The sequence below is a fragment of the Pseudonocardia zijingensis genome (assembly GCF_042657305.1).
In the GTDB taxonomy this organism is placed as follows: Bacteria; Actinomycetota; Actinomycetes; order Mycobacteriales; family Pseudonocardiaceae; genus Pseudonocardia; species Pseudonocardia zijingensis.
In genome coordinates, this window is record NZ_JBHSKO010000002.1 from 16,183 (window position 1) to 32,451 (window position 16,269).

The 16,269-nt window shown below is 73.8% G+C and carries 15 protein-coding genes; 12 read left to right on the plus strand and 3 right to left on the minus strand.

All coding sequences use genetic code 11. The features are described from left to right. Positions 1 to 39 precede the first annotated feature (39 nt). The 5 genes from ACFPL3_RS04285 to ACFPL3_RS04305 all read left to right on the plus strand — a co-directional run bounded on the left by ACFPL3_RS04285 (position 40) and on the right by ACFPL3_RS04305 (position 4,196). Positions 40 to 1,290, plus strand: coding sequence for a GAF domain-containing protein (locus ACFPL3_RS04285; protein ID WP_343938397.1), 1,251 nt, complete (start codon positions 40 to 42; stop codon positions 1,288 to 1,290). An 80-nt stretch (positions 1,291 to 1,370) separates the two neighbouring features. After that, positions 1,371 to 2,144, plus strand: a complete 774-nt coding sequence (locus ACFPL3_RS04290) for an acetoin reductase (protein ID WP_343938399.1) — start codon at positions 1,371 to 1,373, stop codon at positions 2,142 to 2,144. 17 nt (positions 2,145 to 2,161) lie between these two features. Beyond that, positions 2,162 to 3,217 carry an alpha/beta fold hydrolase gene (locus tag ACFPL3_RS04295; RefSeq protein WP_343938401.1) on the plus strand — a complete coding sequence of 352 codons (1,056 nt, stop codon included), beginning with the start codon at positions 2,162 to 2,164 and terminating at the stop codon, positions 3,215 to 3,217. Beyond that, on the plus strand, positions 3,217 to 3,474 hold the full coding sequence (locus tag ACFPL3_RS04300; RefSeq protein WP_379588591.1) for an alcohol dehydrogenase catalytic domain-containing protein: 258 nt from the start codon (positions 3,217 to 3,219) through the stop codon (positions 3,472 to 3,474). The genes ACFPL3_RS04295 and ACFPL3_RS04300 overlap by 1 nt, the downstream gene beginning before the upstream one ends. A gap of 278 nt (positions 3,475 to 3,752) precedes the next feature. Further along, positions 3,753 to 4,196 (plus strand): zinc-binding dehydrogenase, encoded by a 444-nt coding sequence (locus ACFPL3_RS04305; RefSeq protein ID WP_343938405.1) that lies wholly within the window; start codon positions 3,753 to 3,755, stop codon positions 4,194 to 4,196. Positions 4,197 to 4,205: 9 nt separating this feature from the next. Here the strand turns inward: ACFPL3_RS04305 and ACFPL3_RS04310 are convergent, their stop codons facing one another. Beyond that, entirely contained in the window at positions 4,206 to 5,375 is a 1,170-nt protein-coding gene (locus ACFPL3_RS04310; RefSeq protein ID WP_343938407.1) for a PucR family transcriptional regulator, read from the minus strand. A 233-nt stretch (positions 5,376 to 5,608) separates the two neighbouring features. On the opposite strand from ACFPL3_RS04310, the gene ACFPL3_RS04315 reads away from it, so the two are divergent. Genes ACFPL3_RS04315 through ACFPL3_RS04330 form a run of 4 tightly spaced genes read left to right on the plus strand, consistent with a single transcriptional unit; the run spans position 5,609 to position 10,519 of the window. Further along, a complete protein-coding gene (locus ACFPL3_RS04315; protein ID WP_343938409.1) occupies positions 5,609 to 6,988 on the plus strand; it encodes an MFS transporter in 1,380 nt (459 codons plus the stop codon). Continuing rightward, positions 6,985 to 8,166 (plus strand): CaiB/BaiF CoA transferase family protein, encoded by a 1,182-nt coding sequence (locus ACFPL3_RS04320; protein ID WP_343938411.1) that lies wholly within the window; start codon positions 6,985 to 6,987, stop codon positions 8,164 to 8,166. Before ACFPL3_RS04315 ends, ACFPL3_RS04320 begins: the two co-directional genes overlap by 4 nt. Further along, positions 8,163 to 9,293 (plus strand): acyl-CoA dehydrogenase family protein, encoded by a 1,131-nt coding sequence (locus tag ACFPL3_RS04325; RefSeq protein ID WP_343938413.1) that lies wholly within the window; start codon positions 8,163 to 8,165, stop codon positions 9,291 to 9,293. Before ACFPL3_RS04320 ends, ACFPL3_RS04325 begins: the two co-directional genes overlap by 4 nt. Beyond that, complete coding sequence (locus tag ACFPL3_RS04330) at positions 9,290 to 10,519, plus strand: CaiB/BaiF CoA transferase family protein (protein WP_343938415.1); 1,230 nt, start codon at positions 9,290 to 9,292, stop codon at positions 10,517 to 10,519. The genes ACFPL3_RS04325 and ACFPL3_RS04330 overlap by 4 nt, the downstream gene beginning before the upstream one ends. 1 nt (position 10,520) lies before the next feature. Here ACFPL3_RS04330 and ACFPL3_RS04335 read toward each other — a convergent pair whose 3' ends face one another. Next, a complete protein-coding gene (locus tag ACFPL3_RS04335; protein WP_343938417.1) occupies positions 10,521 to 12,059 on the minus strand; it encodes a class I adenylate-forming enzyme family protein in 1,539 nt (512 codons plus the stop codon). A gap of 276 nt (positions 12,060 to 12,335) precedes the next feature. Further along, the gene (locus ACFPL3_RS04340) at positions 12,336 to 13,475 is read right to left on the minus strand and encodes an NAD(P)/FAD-dependent oxidoreductase (protein WP_343938419.1); all 1,140 of its coding nucleotides are present in this window, start codon (positions 13,473 to 13,475) and stop codon (positions 12,336 to 12,338) included. A gap of 159 nt (positions 13,476 to 13,634) precedes the next feature. Between ACFPL3_RS04340 and ACFPL3_RS04345 the strand changes: the two genes are divergently transcribed. The 3 genes from ACFPL3_RS04345 (at position 13,635) to ACFPL3_RS04350 (ending at position 16,269) form a co-directional block, all read left to right on the plus strand. Beyond that, positions 13,635 to 14,621 carry a SulP family inorganic anion transporter gene (locus tag ACFPL3_RS04345; protein WP_417715107.1) on the plus strand — a complete coding sequence of 329 codons (987 nt, stop codon included), beginning with the start codon at positions 13,635 to 13,637 and terminating at the stop codon, positions 14,619 to 14,621. Next, positions 14,618 to 14,785 carry a hypothetical protein gene (locus ACFPL3_RS42065; RefSeq protein ID WP_417715108.1) on the plus strand — a complete coding sequence of 56 codons (168 nt, stop codon included), beginning with the start codon at positions 14,618 to 14,620 and terminating at the stop codon, positions 14,783 to 14,785. The genes ACFPL3_RS04345 and ACFPL3_RS42065 overlap by 4 nt, the downstream gene beginning before the upstream one ends. 101 nt (positions 14,786 to 14,886) lie before the next feature. Beyond that, positions 14,887 to 16,269: a lipopolysaccharide biosynthesis protein gene (locus ACFPL3_RS04350; protein ID WP_343938421.1), complete on the plus strand. Its 1,383-nt coding sequence runs from the start codon at positions 14,887 to 14,889 to the stop codon at positions 16,267 to 16,269.

The following is a 16,269-nucleotide window of genomic DNA, read 5'->3' on the forward strand; positions in this document are numbered from 1 at the left end:
GCACGCGGTGCGCTCCACCACCTCACCGTGGAGGTTGGCGTGAACACCTTCCCCACCTCCCCCGCACGAGAGGGACGGACGGCTGCCGGGATCCGGGAGGACGTGCTGAGCGGCCGCAGCCCGGCCGGGTTCGGCCGGCCCGTCGTCGCCCGGTCCTGGTCCCGCGTGCTGGCGCTGGGGCTCGACCCGAACCGGATCAACCCGCGCTCCCCCGTCCCCGGCACCGTGCTGCACCAGCGGCTGCGGGACCGCGGGATCTCCGCCGCGATCGGCGTGGCCGACCGCGCGTTCGCCGGCACGGACCGGTCCGGGCGCTGCGTCGTGTCACTCGCCGACCGCGACGGGGTGATCGTGTGGCGCACGGGGGCGGGCGGGCTCCTCGGCCGCGCCGCGGACGCCGGGTTCCGGGAGGGCTCGACGTGGACGGAGTCGACGGCAGGCACCAACGCGATCGGCGTCGCTCTCGCCGACGAGACCCGCGTCCGCATCGTCGGTGCCGAGCACTACGAGGCGTGCCAGATCGGGTGGTACTGCTCGGCGGCGCCGATCAGGGACCTGCGGACCGGGCGGCTGCTCGCGGTGCTGAACGTCAGCGGCCCTGCGCCGGCCATGCACCCGATGGCCGGGGCACTCGTGCAGACCGCGGCCGACCTGGTCGAGGCCCGGCTCCATCGGGACCACCGGCGCCACCTGGACCGGCTCCGCGCGGCGCACGCACCCCGACCGGCCGAGGGCGGATTCCTGCTCGTCGACGACCACGGCTGGGTGGCCCACGACCCGGCCCTGCGTCCGCTCCGGCGCATCCCACCACCCCGCCCACAGCTCGCCGTGGACATCCCCGGGTGGGGCCGCTGCCTCCCCGAACGCGTCGAGGGCGGCTGGGTGATCCGCCGGGAGCGCGGCGTGACGCCGCCGCCGGAGGTCGTGCTGCGACTCGACGGCCCCCGCCCCGGCGTCGAGGTCCCGGAAGGGGCCGGCACCGCGCGCATCCCGCTCTCGCCCCGGCACGCCGAGATCCTCGTCCTGCTCCGGGTGGCAGGCGCCGCCGGGCTCGACACCGCCGCGCTCAGCGACGGTCTGTACGGCGACGCCGGCCACGCCGTGGCGGTGCGCGCCGAGGTCACCAGGCTCCGGCGCGCACTCGGCGTGCTGGGGACCCGCATCGGATCACGGCCCTACCGGTTGCGCGATCTCCGGCTCACCATCACGGCCGGCGCTGGTCGGCGCTGGCAGGACTGCGCGTTCGTCCGCGGCTCGACCGCTCCGGGCCTCGCCCGCGCCCGCCGATAGGCGCGCACACCCATCGCTTCACCCCCGATCCGGACCGAACGGATCGGGCGCACCCACCCGCACACCCTTGGGAGACCGCCATGGTCAGGAGAACTGCTGTCGTCACCGGAGCCGCGCGGGGGATCGGGAGGGCGATCGCGCACCGCCTCGCCGCCGACGGGCTGGCGGTGCTGGTGAGCGACATCGACGCCGACGGCGCGCAGAGCGTCGCCGCGGAGATCCGGGACAAGGGCTTCACCGCCACGTCCGCCGGCTGCGACGTGCGCGACCGCGACGCGGTGTTCGGCCTGGTCGAGGCGTCCCGCGCGGCGCACGGGGATCTCGACGTCATGGTGGCGAACGCCGGGGTCGTGCAGGTCAAGCGGCTGCTGGAGACCCGCCCGGAGGATCTCGAGCACATCTTCCGGGTCAACGTCGACGGCGTGCTGTGGTGCGTGCAGGCCGCGGCCGAGGCGATGATCGCGCACGGCCGGGGCGGCCGGATCATCAACGCGGCTTCGATCGCCGCGCACTCGGGAGCGGACTACCTCGGCGCCTACTGCGCCACCAAGTTCGCGGTGCGCGCACTGACCCAGACCGCCGCGAAGGAGCTGGCCGGGCACGGGATCACGGTGAACGCCTACTGCCCAGGGATCGTGGGCACCGAGATGTGGGACCAGATCGACACCAGTCTCGGGTCCTACCTCGGCACGGCGGCCGGGGGTGCGCTCGCCGAGTACTCGAAGCTCATCGCCCTCGGCCGGGTCCAGACCCCCGAGGACGTCGCGGGTCTCGTCTCCTACATGGCCGGCCCGGACGGCGGCTACATGACCGGGCAATCGGTGATCGTCGACGGCGGAATCGAGATGGTCTGAACCGGAGGAGGATCGACATGAGCACAGGTACGGAGTTCGAGTCGAAGGTCGTGCAGGTCGGCGACCACCGCATCCACATGAAGATCGCGGGGGGCACCGGCCCGCTCGTGCTGCTCGTGCACGGCTGGCCCGAGTCCCCGCACTCGTGGCGGCACCAGATGCGCGCGCTCGCCGACGCGGGCTACCAGGTGGCCGCCATCGACCAGCTCGGGTACGGCCGCTCGTCCAAGCCCACGGCCGTCGACGAGACCCGCATCACCACGCGGGTCGCGACCACCGCCGCCGTGGTCGAGGCGCTCGGCGCGGAGACGGCCGTGGTGATCGGCCACGACTGGGGTGCGGCGGTCGCCTGGACGTGCGCGTGGACGCGGCCGGACGTCTTCACCGCCGTGGTCGGCCTCAGCGTTCCCTTCGGGGGCCGCGGGCTGATGGCCCTGCCCGGATCGCCGCGCGGGGAGATCCGCCCCAGCGAGATCGAGCGGCGCATCGCCGGCCCGGACCGCGTCTGGTACCAGCAGCACATCTCGGAGGTGCCCGGCCTCGTCGAGCGCGACCTGGAACGCGACGTGCGCGGGTTCCTGACGGCGGCGTACTACACGGTCTCGGCGTCGTTCCTGGAGCCGGTGCCGGAGCTGAGGACCTTCGACGAGATCGCGGGCTGGCTGCGGGGCACCGGCCTGTGCGTCAGCCCGGGCACGCCGTGGTCGTCCTACTACGTGCAGCCGGAGAAGCTGCCCGACTGGCTCACCGAGGAGGACATCGACGCGTACACCGAGCAGTACGAGCAGACCGGTTTCGCCGGCCCGCTGAGCTCCTACCGCACGAACGACCTCGACTGGGAGCTGCTCGGCGAGCTCGCCGGGAAGACGTTGGACGTCCCCGCCCTCTACATCGGCGGCGACCGCGACCCGTGCACGATCTGGGGCCGGGACGCCATCGCGATCTTCGACGAGGTCGCGCCGCGCAACCACGGGTGCGTGATCGTCCCCGAGTGCGGGCACTGGATCCAGCAGGAGCGGCCCGACGAGGTGAACCGGGCCGTCCTCGACTTCCTCGCCGCGGTCCAGCCGTGATGCGCGCCGTCGTCACCACGGCGTTCGGCGGACCGGAGGTGCTGGCGGTGCACACGCGGCCGCGGCCCGTGGTCGGCGCGGGCCAGGTCCGGATCGCCGTCCACGCGGCCGGGGTCAACTTCGCCGACGTCATGACCCGGCTCGGGAACTACCCGCACAGCACCCCTCTGCCCTACGTCGGTGGGTTCGAGGTGGCCGGTGTCGTCACGGACAGGCCGAGGATGGCCTCCAGCTTCGCGGGGGACGCGGCGCCGTAGACCTCGGTGCCGAGGGCGTGGGCCAGCTGGGTCGCGGCCACCCCGACACCGCCTGCGGCGGCCAGCACGAGCACCCGCTCATCGAGGCGGGCAGCGGGATCGTGTCGGTGTGGGCCACGCACACCTCTTCCGCGTAGCCGCCGTGCCGGGTGACCGCGACGACCCGGTCGCCGACGGCCGGGCGCCGGACGTCCGCCGCGGTGTGCTTCGCCGAGGGAGCGGCGGTGCCGATCGCGTACGCCACCGCGTGGGCGGGCCTGCGCACCTAGGGGGCGGACGTGGCCGTGGACTACACCCGACCGCACTGGGAGAAGGAGCTCCCGCCGTTCGACCTCGTGCTCGACCCACTCGGGGCCGACTCGTTCGCCCGCAGCTACCGCATGCTTCGGCCGGGTGGACGCCTCGTCCCGTTCGGAGCGATCTCGGAGTTCGACGGCGGACGCCGGCGCGCTGCCGACCCGGCGTCGGACTTCCGGGTGCTCACCGGGCTGAGCACCGCGCAGCAGCTGGTCGACTCGAAGACGGTGATCGGACTGGATCTGCGGGTGCTCTGGGACGACCGCGACACGCTGCAGCCGTGGCTCGCCCCGCTCCTCCCGATGCTGCGCGACGGGACGATCGCGCCGGTCGTGTCGGAGGTCCTGCCCTTCACCGAGGCCGCCGCCGCACACGACGCCCTCGTCGAGCGGCGGAACATCGGGAAGGTCGTGCTCGTGCCGTGATGCCGCGGCTCACGGCCGGTACCCGGTGCGGCGGGCCCACTCGTGGCGGCGCAGGGCCCACCACACCTCGCTCGTCTCCTGGGCGGACCGCAGCGCGATCCCGGTCAGCTGCTTCACCTGGTTGATCCGGTACCGGAGGGTGTTCGGGTGCACCACCAGCGCCCGCGCCGCGGCCGCGGTGTTCATCCCGGAGGCGAGGAAGGCGTCGAGCGACGCGACGAGCTCCACGCCGAACTCCCCCTGCTCCAGGAGCGGCCCGAGGATGCGCTCCACCAGCACCTCCCCCACGTCGTGCTCGGCGGCCACCGCGACGCGCAGCGAGAGCTGCGGCAGGGTCTGCGGCCCCCGGCGGCCGAACTGCGCCGCCACCTCCATGACCCGGCTGGCGACCCGGTAGGACTCGTGCAGGTGGCGCAGTTCGACGGCGGGCCCGACGCCGACCGTGGGCCCGGAGGCCGGGACCTCCTCGACGGCCGCGAGCACGCCCGCCGCGTCCCCCTCGACCACCGCCGCGACCGCGTCGAGGTGGTGGGCCGCCGCCCACCGCTGGACCTCCTGGAGGAGAACCGACGCCGGGGTGCCCTCGGCGGGCCGGGCCCGGAACGCCCGGTACCGCACCCCGGCCACCAGGCCCAGCGAGCCCGCCAGCACCGTGGTCTCGGGTGAGAGCGCCCCCTCGGTGAGGACGCTGCGGAGGACCTCCACCCGGTGCGACTCGGCCGTGCGGGCCATCTCCAGGTCCTCCTCGCGGTGGGCCACCGCGTACTCGCGGCTGACCAGGTCGTTGACCTCCCAGAGCACGCGCACCCCCTCGAGCTGCGTGGAGGTCGCGATCCCCAGGTCGGTGGCCGCCGCGATGGCGAACTCGCGCAGGCACTGGAACGACACCCGGATGGCGAGGAGCACGTGCTCGATCCGGATCCCGGATCGAGCACGTTCGGCAGCCACGCTGGTGTCGCCGATCCGCTCGGGCACCCGGCCGGCGGCCAGCGCCGTGGCGGCGGTGTCGACGTGCTGCAGGAGCGAGCGGCGCAGGGACGCCCCGTCGACCTGTTCGTAGCTGGGGACGTGGCTGCGGATCTCCGCGATGATCTCGGCGGCGAGTTCCTCCGCGCGCTCCCGCATCCGCGCCGCGACCGCGTCGAAGGCGCCCGGCGCCCATTCGCCCCGCTCCGGCATGCCCGCTCCCCCGTTCCGTGCTGCACCGATGATGCACCGAACGGTGATCGAACCCGTTGTGCGGCGGCACAACGAGCGCGGCAGCGGCTCATATTCGGACACATGGACGACGCCACCCGCGGCGCTTAACGTTGCGACAACGCGAATTCGCCCTCCGCTGTCGCGAGTGCCCGGCAATTCATTTCCGTGCCCCGTCCGCGGCCCCATTCCGCCCTCGTCAAAGGAGATGAGTCATGGCCGAACGAGCGAGCGCACCGCCACACCCGCCCGGCCCGGAGCCGCGTGTCGACGAGCCCGACCGGCACGAGAGCAGCAGGCAGTTGCGCCGGGTCGCCGTGGCGAGCTGCGCAGGCACCACGATCGAGTTCTACGACTTCTTCATCTACGGCACCGCGGCCGCCCTGGTCTTCCCGACGGTGTTCTTCCCCGCGCTGGGCGACTCCGCGGCCACGGTGGCCTCGCTGGCCACGCTCGGCGTCGCGTTCGTCGCCCGACCCGTGGGCGCCGTTGTGTGCGGTCATTTCGGTGACCGTTTCGGCCGGAAGAACACCCTGGTCGCCACCCTCCTGCTGATGGGGGTGGCCACGGTCCTGATCGGCCTGCTCCCCGCCGCGGCCACGATCGGCGTCGGCGCGCCGATCGCCCTGACCGTGCTCCGCTTCGCCCAGGGCGTGGCGGTCGGCGGCGAGTGGGCCGGGGCCACGCTGCTGGCCGCCGAGTACGCCCCGCCGGCGAAACGAGGCTTGTACGCGATCTTCCCCCAGCTCGGCCCGGCGATCGGGCTCGCGATGGCCAGCGCCACCTTCCTGGCGGTCGACGTGGCGGTGGGGCCGTCGAGCCCGGCGTTCCTCGACTACGGGTGGCGGATCCCGTTCCTCTGCAGCGCCGCGCTCCTGGCCGTCGGCCTGTACGTCCGCCTGTCGGTGGCCGAGACACCGGCGTTCCGCAAGCTGCTCGCCGAGCGCGAGGCCCGGGGCGAGGCGGTACCGGCCACCGTCCCGCTGCGCGCCCTGATGCGGGCGCAGTGGCGCGAGGTGCTGCTCGGCGGCGGCCTGCTGACCGTCCTGTTCGCGCTGTTCTACGTGGCGACGGCGTACATGACCGCGTACGGCACGTCGGACGCCGGACCCGACCTGAGCAAGGCGACGGTGCTCGGGCTGGGCATCGTCGCGAGCGCCGCGCTTGCGATCACCACCGTGGCGGCGGGGATCCTGTCCGACCGGTACGGCAGGCGGCGCACGATCCTCGTCGGCTACGCCCTGACGGTGCCGGGGGTCGTGCTGCTCTTCGCCTGGGTCACCGGGCTGTCGGGCGTCGCGTTCGGGGCCGCGCTGGCGGGCATGCTCGGTCTCTACGGGATCGCGTACGGCCCGGTCGGCGCGTACCTGCCGGAGCTGTTCGCCATCGAGTACCGCTACAGCGGCGCCGGGATCGCCTACAACCTCGGCGGCATCCTCGGCGGCGCGATCGCACCGCTGGTGGCGGCGGCGCTCGCCGCGGCGCACGGGCCGATGGCGGTGGGCGTCCTGCTGGCGGGTCTGGCCCTGCTCAGCCTCCTGAGCACCGCGGCGCTGCGCCCCGCCACCGCGGTGGCCCGGGAGCAGCTCTCGTGACCGCCCGGCGTGCGCTGCACGGCCTGCGGGTGCTCGACCTGTCCCGGCTCGCGCCCGGCCCCTACTGCAGCATGCTGCTCGCCGACCTCGGCGCGGACGTGGTGATGGTGGGCGGCGGCCGCACCGGCGCCCCGATCCCGGTGCTGCGGCGCGGCAAGCACGCCGTCGAGCTCGACCTCAAGACCGACGAGGGCCGGGCGCTGCTGCACCGCATGGTCGCCCACGCGGACGTCCTGATCGAGAGCTTCCGCCCCGGCGTCGCCGCCCGCCTCGGCGCCGACCACGAGCGGCTGAGCCGGATCAACCCCCGGCTCGTCTCGTGCAGCCTCACCGGCTACGGGCAGGACGGCGCGTCGGCGCACCGCGCCGGGCACGACATCAACTACCTCGCCGTGGCGGGCGCGCTCGCCACCTTCGGCAGCGCCGACGGCCCGCCGACGCCGCCGCTGAACCTGCTCGCCGACTTCGGCGGCGGCGGCCTGCTCGCCGCGTTCGGGATCCTGGCGGCCCTGCACGAACGGGAGCGCTCCGGGCGCGGCCAGCACGTCGACGCGGCGATGGTCGACGGCGTGCTGTCGATGATGGCCATGCCCTTCGCCGACTGGGGCACGCCGACCCTGCCCGAGCGGGGCACCGGGGTGCTCACCGGCACGATGCCGGCCTACCGGACCTACGAGTGCGCCGACGGCCGGTACGTCGCGGTCGGCGCACTCGAACCGCAGTTCTTCGCGGCACTGTGGCAGGGGCTCGGGCTCGACGACGACCGGGGCGTGCCCGACCACCTCGATCCGCGGCGGTGGCCCGCCCTCACCCGGACGCTCGAGGCGACCTTCCGCACGAAGGACCGGGACACCTGGGCCGCCCACTTCCACGACAGCGATGCATGCGTCACCCCGGTGCTCGAACCGCACGAGCTCGCCGGGCACGCGCACATCGCGTCCCGGCACCCCGACTTCGAGCTCACCCGGGTGCCCGCCGTGCCCCGCCTGTCGCGCACCGCGGCGGCGCCGGGGTCCGTTCCGACAGCCGCCGAGACCACCGAGGTGCTGCGCGGGTTCGGGCTCACCACGGCCGAGTTTGCGCGGATCACCGCTCGTCCCGCCACGGGCGGGGACCTGAGCTGGCCCCCCGTCACCGCACAGACGACCACCACCGCGAAGGGAGACGTCCGATCATGACGTCCGACGTCCACGCAGAATTCCGCAAGATCGTCCGGCAGGTCGCCACCGAACGGATCGCGCCGCACGCCGCGGCCGTCGACGAGGAGGAACGCTTCCCGGCCGAGGCATGGGAGGCGATCGTCGAGGCCGACCTCGCCGGGCTCGCCCACCCCGAGCACCTCGGTGGGTCCGGCGCCGACCTGCTGTCCCAGGTGATCGCCGTCGAGGAGATCGCCCGCGCCTGCATGACCACCTCGCACGTGCTGCTGGTGAACTGGGCGGGCACCTGCACGATCCTCTCCGAGGGGACCACCGAGCTGCAGGAGCTCGTCGTGCCGCAGGTGGCGTCCGGGCAGGCCGGCGCGGGATGGTGCCTCACCGAGCCGACCGCGGGCTCCGACGTCGCCGGCCTGACCACCACCGCCACGAAGGTCGACGGCGGCTGGAGCCTGACCGGCCAGAAGCGGTTCATCAGCAACGCGCCGTGGGGCGACTGGTACGCGGTGCTCGCGCGCACGGGCGAGTCGAGCCACGGCGTGTTCGTCGTGCACCGCGACGATCCGGGCGTCAGCTTCGGCCCGCACGAACGGAAGATGGGGCTGCGCGGCAGCCCCACAGCGGACATCACCCTCGACGGCTGCGTGGTGCCGGACGTCCGGGTGGTCGGCGACCCCACGCAGGGCTACGGCTACATCATGGCCGAGCTGAACGGCAGCCGGGCGTTGATCGCGGCCCAGGCCCTCGGCGTCGCGCAGGGCGCGCTCGACGCCGCGGTGGCCTACACGACCGAACGCACGCAGTTCGGGCAGTCGCTGTCGCGCTTCCAGATGATCCGCGGGATGGTCGCCGACATGGCCGTGCGGGTCGCGTCGGCGCGGGCGCTGCTCCACGAGGCCGTCGGGCTGATCGAGTCCGGGCACCCGGACGCCCGCGCGAAGGCGTCCATGGCCAAGCTGCTGTGCAGCGACAACGCCATGTCGGTGACCACCGACGCCGTGCAGCTCTTCGGGGGCTACGGCTACATCCGCGACTACCCCGTGGAACGGATGATGCGCGACGCGAAGATCACCCAGATCTACGAGGGGACCAACCAGATCCAGCGCCTGCTCATCGCGAAGGCCGTCTACGCGGGGGTGGGAGCGTGAGCCGCGCGCTGGAGGGCGTCCGGGTCCTCGAGCTGTGCGAGGTCATGCAGGGTCCGCTAGCCGGCCAGGCGCTCGGCGACCTCGGCGCCGACGTCATCAAGGTGGAGCGCGCGACGCGCGGCGACACCATGCGCGTGCTGGACCGCTCCGCAGCCGAGAACGGTCGCATGTCGTCCTACTTCGCCTCGCTCAACCGCAACAAGCGCAGCATCGGGCTCGACCTCAAGACCCCGGGCGGCATGCGGGTGCTGCACCGGCTGCTGGAGCGCACCGACGTGCTGCTCCACAACTACCGGCCCGACGCCGTGCGCAGGCTCGGGCTCTCCTACGCCGACCTCGTGCAGCGCTACCCGCGCCTGATCCACGCGAGCGCCTCGGGCTACGGCCCCGACGGCCCGCTGGCCCACAAACCCGGCCAGGACATGCTCGCCCAGTCGATCAGCGGGCTCGCCCGCGCCTTCGCGGCCCCGGGACGGCGGTCCGTGCTGAACCCGACCGCCCACGTCGACTACGCGTCGGGCATGGCGCTGGTGCAGGGCGTGCTCGCCGCGCTGTACGAGCGCGAACGGTCCGGGCACGGCCAGGAGGTGAGCGTCAACCTGCTCGACACGGCGGTGTCCATGCAGATGATGGAGGTCGCGGCGCACACCATGTACGGCGAGGAGCTCAACTGGGTCACCCAGTGGTACGGCGGCACGTTCGACACCACCGACGGCGTGATCTCGGTGCTCGGGCTCTTCCGCGACAACGCGCTGCGGCTCATCTGCTCGGCCCTGGGGATCGAGGACCTCAGCCTGCGCCCGGAGCTCGCGACGACCGAGCTGCAGGCGCGCAACCGCGACATCGCCAACGCGGTCATCGCGCCCGTCGTCGCCCGGCTCAGCACCGAGGAGGCCCTCGAACGGTTCGGCTCCGTCGACGTCCTCTGCGCACCCCAGCTCACGATCCAGGAGGCGCTGCGGCACCCGCAGGTGCGGCACAACGGCCTCCTGGTCGAGGTCGACGTCGCCGACCAGTTCCGCGCCCAGCTCGTCGGCTACCCGATCCGGCTCTCGCGCAGCCCCGGCACCGTGCGGCGGCCGGTGCCCAGGCTCGGGCAGGACACCCGCGACGTGCTGCGCGAGCTCGGGCTCGACGCGGAGGAGATCGACCGGCTCGGCGAGGAGGGGACGATCCGGACGCCGGCCCACGAGCACGCCGCCCGGCATGCCGAGCAGTACCTCTGAGCTACCCGGCGGTGATCCGGAAGCGACGGACCTTGCCGACGCTCGTGCGGGGCAGCTCGTCGATGAAGTGCCACGCGCGGGGACGGGCCGCGGGGGCCAGGTGGTGCGCGGCCCACTCGTCGAGCACCTCCGGCGACGGCGGGGCGGACGGGTCCTTCGGCACGACGTAGGCCACCGGCACCTGGTCGCGCACCGGATCGGGCTGCGCCACCACGGCCACCTCGAGCACGCCCGGCGCCTCGGCCGCAGCCGCCTCCACCTCGGTGAGGCTCACGTTCTCGCCCGCCACCTTGATGACGTCGTCGACGCGGCCGACGAAGCGCAGCGCCCCGTTCCCGGCGCGCACGGCGAGGTCACCGGTGTGGAACCAGGTCTCCGCGCCGTCCGGGGTGAAGACCCGCGCGTTGATCTCGGGGGCGTCGAGGTAACCCGCGAACAGGTCGTCGCCCCGCCTGCCACGGACCCAGATCTCGCCGGCGGTCCCGTCCGGGACGTCCTCCCCGTCGATCCCGACGAGCCGCACGGCCCGTCCCGGCACGGGCGGGCCGATCACGTCGTGCGCCGGAGGGTTGCTCGTATCGGCTGTGACCACCGCGACCGTCTCGGTCATTCCGTAGAGCTGCCGGGGCAGGGTGCCGACGAGGTCGCCGAACGCCCGGTGGTGCTGCGCGCCCAGGCTCTGGGCGAACCAGACGTGCTCGAGGGCGAGCGGCTCCTCGCCGGCCGGGCACCGCGCGAGGATCATCCGGATCGGCGCCGCGAAGAGGCTGGCGTGGGTGACGCCGAGCTCCCGGGCGACGGGCACCCACCTCGACGCCGAGAACGTCGCCGTCAACGCCACGCTCGCGCCGGTCAGGATCGCCGGCGCGAAGCAGTAGTACTGGGCGTTGGCGTGGAAGAGCGGCAGCGTGACGTACCAGCGGTGGCGCGCCTGCAGCCCCGCGGCCGCCGCCATCGTGCGCGCCACGGAGACGTAGTTGGCCTGGGTGAGCTCCACGCCCTTCGGCTCGGACGTGGTGCCCGACGTGAACATCACGGCGATCCGCGCCCCGGCGTCCACCGCGTGCGCCTCCGGCGTGCCCGCGCCCTGCAGCAGCGGTGCCGCCGGGTCGAGATCGGAGGCGTCCTCGGCGACCTCGACCACCACCGGCACCTCCCCGGCCGCAGCCTCGGTGAAGGCGGCGGCCCGCGCCGCCGCCACGATCGAGACGGCCGGGCGCACCCGGCGCACCTGGGTGCGGATGTCGCGCGCCGCGGAGGCGGGATCGACCGGCACCATCCAGGCCCCCAGCCGGGAGGTGGCCAGCCACGCCGCCACGAACACCGGGGAGTTGCGCAGCACCAGGTGGACCGCCGAGCCGGGCCCGACGCCCGCCGCCGCGAGGCTCGCGGCCACCCGCCCAACGACGTCGTCGAACTCGGCGTAGGTCCAGGTCGTGGTCTCCCCCGACTCCGCGCGGAACAGCAGGAACGGCGACGCCCCGTGGGTCTCGACCGTCCGGCGCCAGATCCCGTCGAACGTGTCCGCTCCCGTGCTCATGCACCCACCTCTCCCGAGCCCATACCGGAGGCTAACCGGCCCGAGCCGCCGTCCCCGGGGAAGCCGCCGCCCGGAGGCATGATCATCGCTCCGGCGCGAAATCCGACGCAAGGCGTCGGAAAACGCTCCCGACTGGCGATCATGACCACGTGAGGCCCGACATCGGGCCGCCGCTCCAAGGGAGGCCGCCCACTGGCATGATCACCGAGTTGGCGCAAAAACGGGCGTTTTCGACCCGGGAATGCGCCAACTCGGCGATCATGGAGGAATTACACGTCAGGCCAGCGCCCGACTCCCCGCGACGAGGGCGAGGGAGGGGTGGCGCAGCGCGAACCCGCCGGCGGTGCGGAGGATGCCTTCCTTGAGCGCGGCCGCCGCGCGCCCGGTGAGCATCGGACGGCGCGGGCCGTCCGGTCCGGCGAACTGCACCAGGCCGTCCTTGCGCCCCAGGCTGATGCACTGGCTGTCGACGGCGACGTGCAGCTGCTTCGGGGTGTGCCCGGCCAGGCGGTCGCCGATCGCGCGCACCGCGCACGCTGCGGCCAGGCCGCCGGGACCGCAGCCCATGCGCAGCTCGCGCCCGTCGGCCGCGGCGGGCGCCGCGGCGTCACCGATGCCGTAGATCTCCGGGTGCGACACCGACCGCATGGTCTGGTCCACGAGCATGCGCCCGTTGGCGCCGACGGCGAGCCCCGACTCCCGCGCCAGTGCGGGCACCGTGAAGCCGGCGGTCCACACCACCACGTCCGCGTCGAGGTGCTCACCGTTCTCCAGCAGCACCCCGCCGGCGCCGACCTTCGCCACGGGCGCGTTCTCGTGCAGGTCGATGCCGAGGCGCTCGAACGCGCCGTACAGGTAGGCCTGCCCGGCATCGGACAGGGCCGGACCAGCGGTCGCGCCGGTCACGAAGCGGACCTGGCGGTCCGGGTAGGTCTCCGCCAGCTCGGTCACGACCTCGATGCCGGTCAGCCCGCCACCGACCACGGCGACGGTGGCGGCGCCTGCCATGCGGTCGCGCAGGCCGGCGGCCCGCTCGGCGTCGGCCACGGCGACGGCGTGCTCGGCCGCACCGGGCACGGAGTCCAGGTCGGCCCGGCTGCCCAGGGCGTACACGAGCAGGTCGTACCCGATCGGCTCGGCAGCACCGTCCAGCTCGACGTGCCGCAGGTCCGGGTCGATGCGCGTGACCCGGTCGATGACCAGCCGGATGCCGGTGCCCCGTACCAGGTCGCGCAGGGACGTGGCCCGCACCTGCTGCCCGGCGGCGAGCTGGTGGTTGCGCATCCGCTCGACGAACCGGTCCCGGTCGTTGACCAGCGTGACCGGCCCGCCTGCGCGGCGGGCGAGCAGCTTGGCCGCGGTCAGCCCGGTGTAGCCGGCGCCGAGGACCACGATGTGCGGACGGTCGAACTCCATGTGTCTCTCCTCTCGTCCGCCCACAAGACGCCGCCGACCGCGCCCGTGTGACATCGCTCCGATCGCGACCTGCGTCACGTCCGGCGAGGTGCGGTGCCGGACGGTCGGGTCCCAGCGCGTGTGGCTCCCGCTCCCCTCGCCTTCTCCCCGAAAGCAGCGATGTCCCACCCTGGTCTGCGCACGTTCCGCTCCGCCCTTCTGCGGCTCTCGCCACGGGCTCTGCGCACGGAGGTGCTGGCGGGCATCGTCGTCGCGCTCGCCCTGATCCCCGAGGCGATCGCATTCTCGCTGATCGCGGGCGTCGACCCGCGCGTCGGCCTGTTCGCGTCGTTCACGATGGCGGTGACGATCTCGCTCACCGTCGGGCGTCCCGCCATGATCAGCGCGGCCACGGGCGCGATCGCGCTCGTCGTGGCGCCGCTCGCGCGGTCGCACGGCCTCGACCACCTGATCGCCGCCGTGATCCTCGGCGGGGTGTTCCAGATCGGCCTGGCCGCGGCGGGCGTCGCCCGCCTGATGCGGTTCCTGCCGAGGAGCGTGATGGTGGGGTTCGTCAACGCGCTGGCGATCCTGATCTTCGGGTCCCAGCTCCCGCACCTCGTCGACGTGCCGTGGGCGGCCTACCCGCTGGTGGTCGCGGGCCTGGCGGTGATCGTCGGGTTCCCACGGCTCACGCGGGGTGGTCCCGGCGCCGCTGGTGGCGATCACGGGCCTGACCGTGTTCACCGTGGCCGCGGGGGTCGCGGTGCCGACGGTGGGCGACCAGGGGGCGCTGCCCGACAGCCTGCCCGCGATCGCCCTGCCCGCGGTGCCGCCGTCGCCGTGATGATCATGGTGGCGGTCGGGACGTTCGACTGGCACAGCCTGCGCACCCCGGGCCGCATGCCTCGCAGCGAGACCACCGTGATGCTCTCGACCGTCGCGGTCACGGTGGCCACGCACAGCCTCGCGATCGGCGTGGGCGTGGGCGTCCTCGTGGCGATGGTGCTGTTCGCGTGCCGCGTGGCGCACCTCGTGGACGTCACGGGCGAGCCCGGACCGGACGGCACGTCGAAGGTCTACCGGGTGAGCGGGCAGCTGTTCTTCGCCTCCAGCAACGACCTCGTCCTGCGGTCGACTACGACGGCGACCCGGACACGGTCGTGATCGACCTGTCCGCCGCGCACATCTGGGACGCGTCCACCGTGGCGGTGATCGACGCGATCACCGCGAAGTACGCCGCGCGCGGCAAGAGCGTCACGATCACCGGGATGAACGAGCACAGCCGCATCCGGCACGCCGCTCTCGTCGGGCGGCTCTCCACCCACTGACCCGGGAACCGGGGCTCTCAGCCGGGGCACAGCCACCATCCCTCATGATCACGCTTCCGGCGGCGCCCGCCGCCCGCGTTCTCGAGGAGGCACGACCCGGCATGGCCACACGTGGGGAGGCGACCCCGACGACGGAGCGCGGGTCGCGATCGGCCACGGAGGTCGACGCGGGTTCCGGCGCGGCCGATCCCGGCGGATCGGGCGCCCGGCCGCGGTGGGCCCGCGGTGGCCCGGACAGCTGGTGGGCACCGCAGCACCGCGACGGGTTGATGCTCGTGCTCAGCGCGGCCGTCTCGGCCGCCATCGGGATGGTGTTCTGGGTGCTCGCCGCGCGCCTGTTCGAGCAGGGCGTCGTCGGCGTGAACTCCGCCGCCCTCTCCGCGATCACGCTGCTGGCCTCGGCCTCGCACCTGAACCTCGGCAACGCGCTCCTGCGGTTCGTGCCCGTGTCCGTCCGCCCCGGGGCGCTCGTGGCCGGGTGCTTCGCCGTCGGCCTGGGCTGGGGTGCGGTGGTCGGGCTCGTGTTCGGGGTCGGCGCGGGGATCTGGGCACCCGATCTCGTCGCAACGCTCGGGCACCCGGCCCTGATCGCGTTCTACGTGGTCGCCGTGCCGGTGTGGACGGCGTTCGTGCTGCAGGACTCCGCCCTCACGGCGATCAAGCGCGTGCCGCTGGTGCTCGTCGAGAACGTGGCGTTCGCCGTGCTGAAGATCGTGCTGCTCGTGCTGGCCTCCTGGTCGGGCATGGCGTTCGGCATCGCGGGCGGCACGCTGGCTGCCACCGCGCTCGTCGTCGTGGTGGTCGTCGCCTACCTCTCCCGGGCGCTGCGCAGGCAGCCGGCGCCGGAGCACGTGCAGCCGGCCACGGCACGCGACCTCGCGGGGTTCCTCGGCGCGGACTACGCGGGCAACGTGGCCTGGCAGTCGGCCACGTTCGGGCTCCCGCTGCTCGTCATCGCCCTCACCGATCCCGCGGGCGCCGCGGTGTACGGGATCGCCTGGCAGATCACCTACTGCCTCTACCTCGTCGCATCCAGCATGGGCAAGGCGATGGTCGTGCACTCCGCCGGGGGCGACTCCGACGCGATCGTGCGCGCCCGCCGCGGCATGGACCGCAAGACGATGACGCTCGTCCTCCCGGGGGCCCTGGTCCTGGCGGCGGGCTCATCACTGATCCTCTCGGTCTTCGGCCGCGCCTACGCCGAGGGCGGTGCCGTCCTGCTGGCGCTGCTGGCGCTCTCGGCGATCCCGAACGTGGTCTCGAACTCCGCGCTGTGGGAGGCCCGGGTGCGCCGCACCCGGTCGGTGCAGTTCGGTCTGCCCGCCGCCACCAGCGCGGCCGTCTTCGCGGGCACGCTGGTCCTCGTCCCGGCGATCGGCCTCACGGGCGTGGGCTGGGCGTGGCTGGGCGCGCAGACCGTGGCGGCCGCCGTGATCCTGGTCCACCGGAGGGTGCGGCGCCCCGCCCCCGCCGCCACCGGCTGA

Bases quoted from the DNA above. Each gene is read 5' to 3' on its own strand.
- ACFPL3_RS04335 (WP_343938417.1), bottom strand. From the start codon at position 12,059: ATGAGCACGGGAGCGGACACGTTCGACGGGATCTGGCGCCGGACGGTC.
- ACFPL3_RS04350 (WP_343938421.1), top strand. From the start codon at position 14,887: ATGGCCACACGTGGGGAGGCGACCCCGACGACGGAGCGCGGGTCGCGA.
- ACFPL3_RS04295 (WP_343938401.1), top strand. From the start codon at position 2,162: ATGAGCACAGGTACGGAGTTCGAGTCGAAGGTCGTGCAGGTCGGCGAC.
- ACFPL3_RS04315 (WP_343938409.1), top strand. From the start codon at position 5,609: ATGGCCGAACGAGCGAGCGCACCGCCACACCCGCCCGGCCCGGAGCCG.
- ACFPL3_RS04300 (WP_379588591.1), top strand. From the start codon at position 3,217: ATGCGCGCCGTCGTCACCACGGCGTTCGGCGGACCGGAGGTGCTGGCG.
- ACFPL3_RS04290 (WP_343938399.1), top strand. From the start codon at position 1,371: ATGGTCAGGAGAACTGCTGTCGTCACCGGAGCCGCGCGGGGGATCGGG.
- ACFPL3_RS04310 (WP_343938407.1), bottom strand. From the start codon at position 5,375: ATGCCGGAGCGGGGCGAATGGGCGCCGGGCGCCTTCGACGCGGTCGCG.
- ACFPL3_RS04345 (WP_417715107.1), top strand. From the start codon at position 13,635: ATGTCCCACCCTGGTCTGCGCACGTTCCGCTCCGCCCTTCTGCGGCTC.
- ACFPL3_RS04325 (WP_343938413.1), top strand. From the start codon at position 8,163: ATGACGTCCGACGTCCACGCAGAATTCCGCAAGATCGTCCGGCAGGTC.
- ACFPL3_RS04340 (WP_343938419.1), bottom strand. From the start codon at position 13,475: ATGGAGTTCGACCGTCCGCACATCGTGGTCCTCGGCGCCGGCTACACC.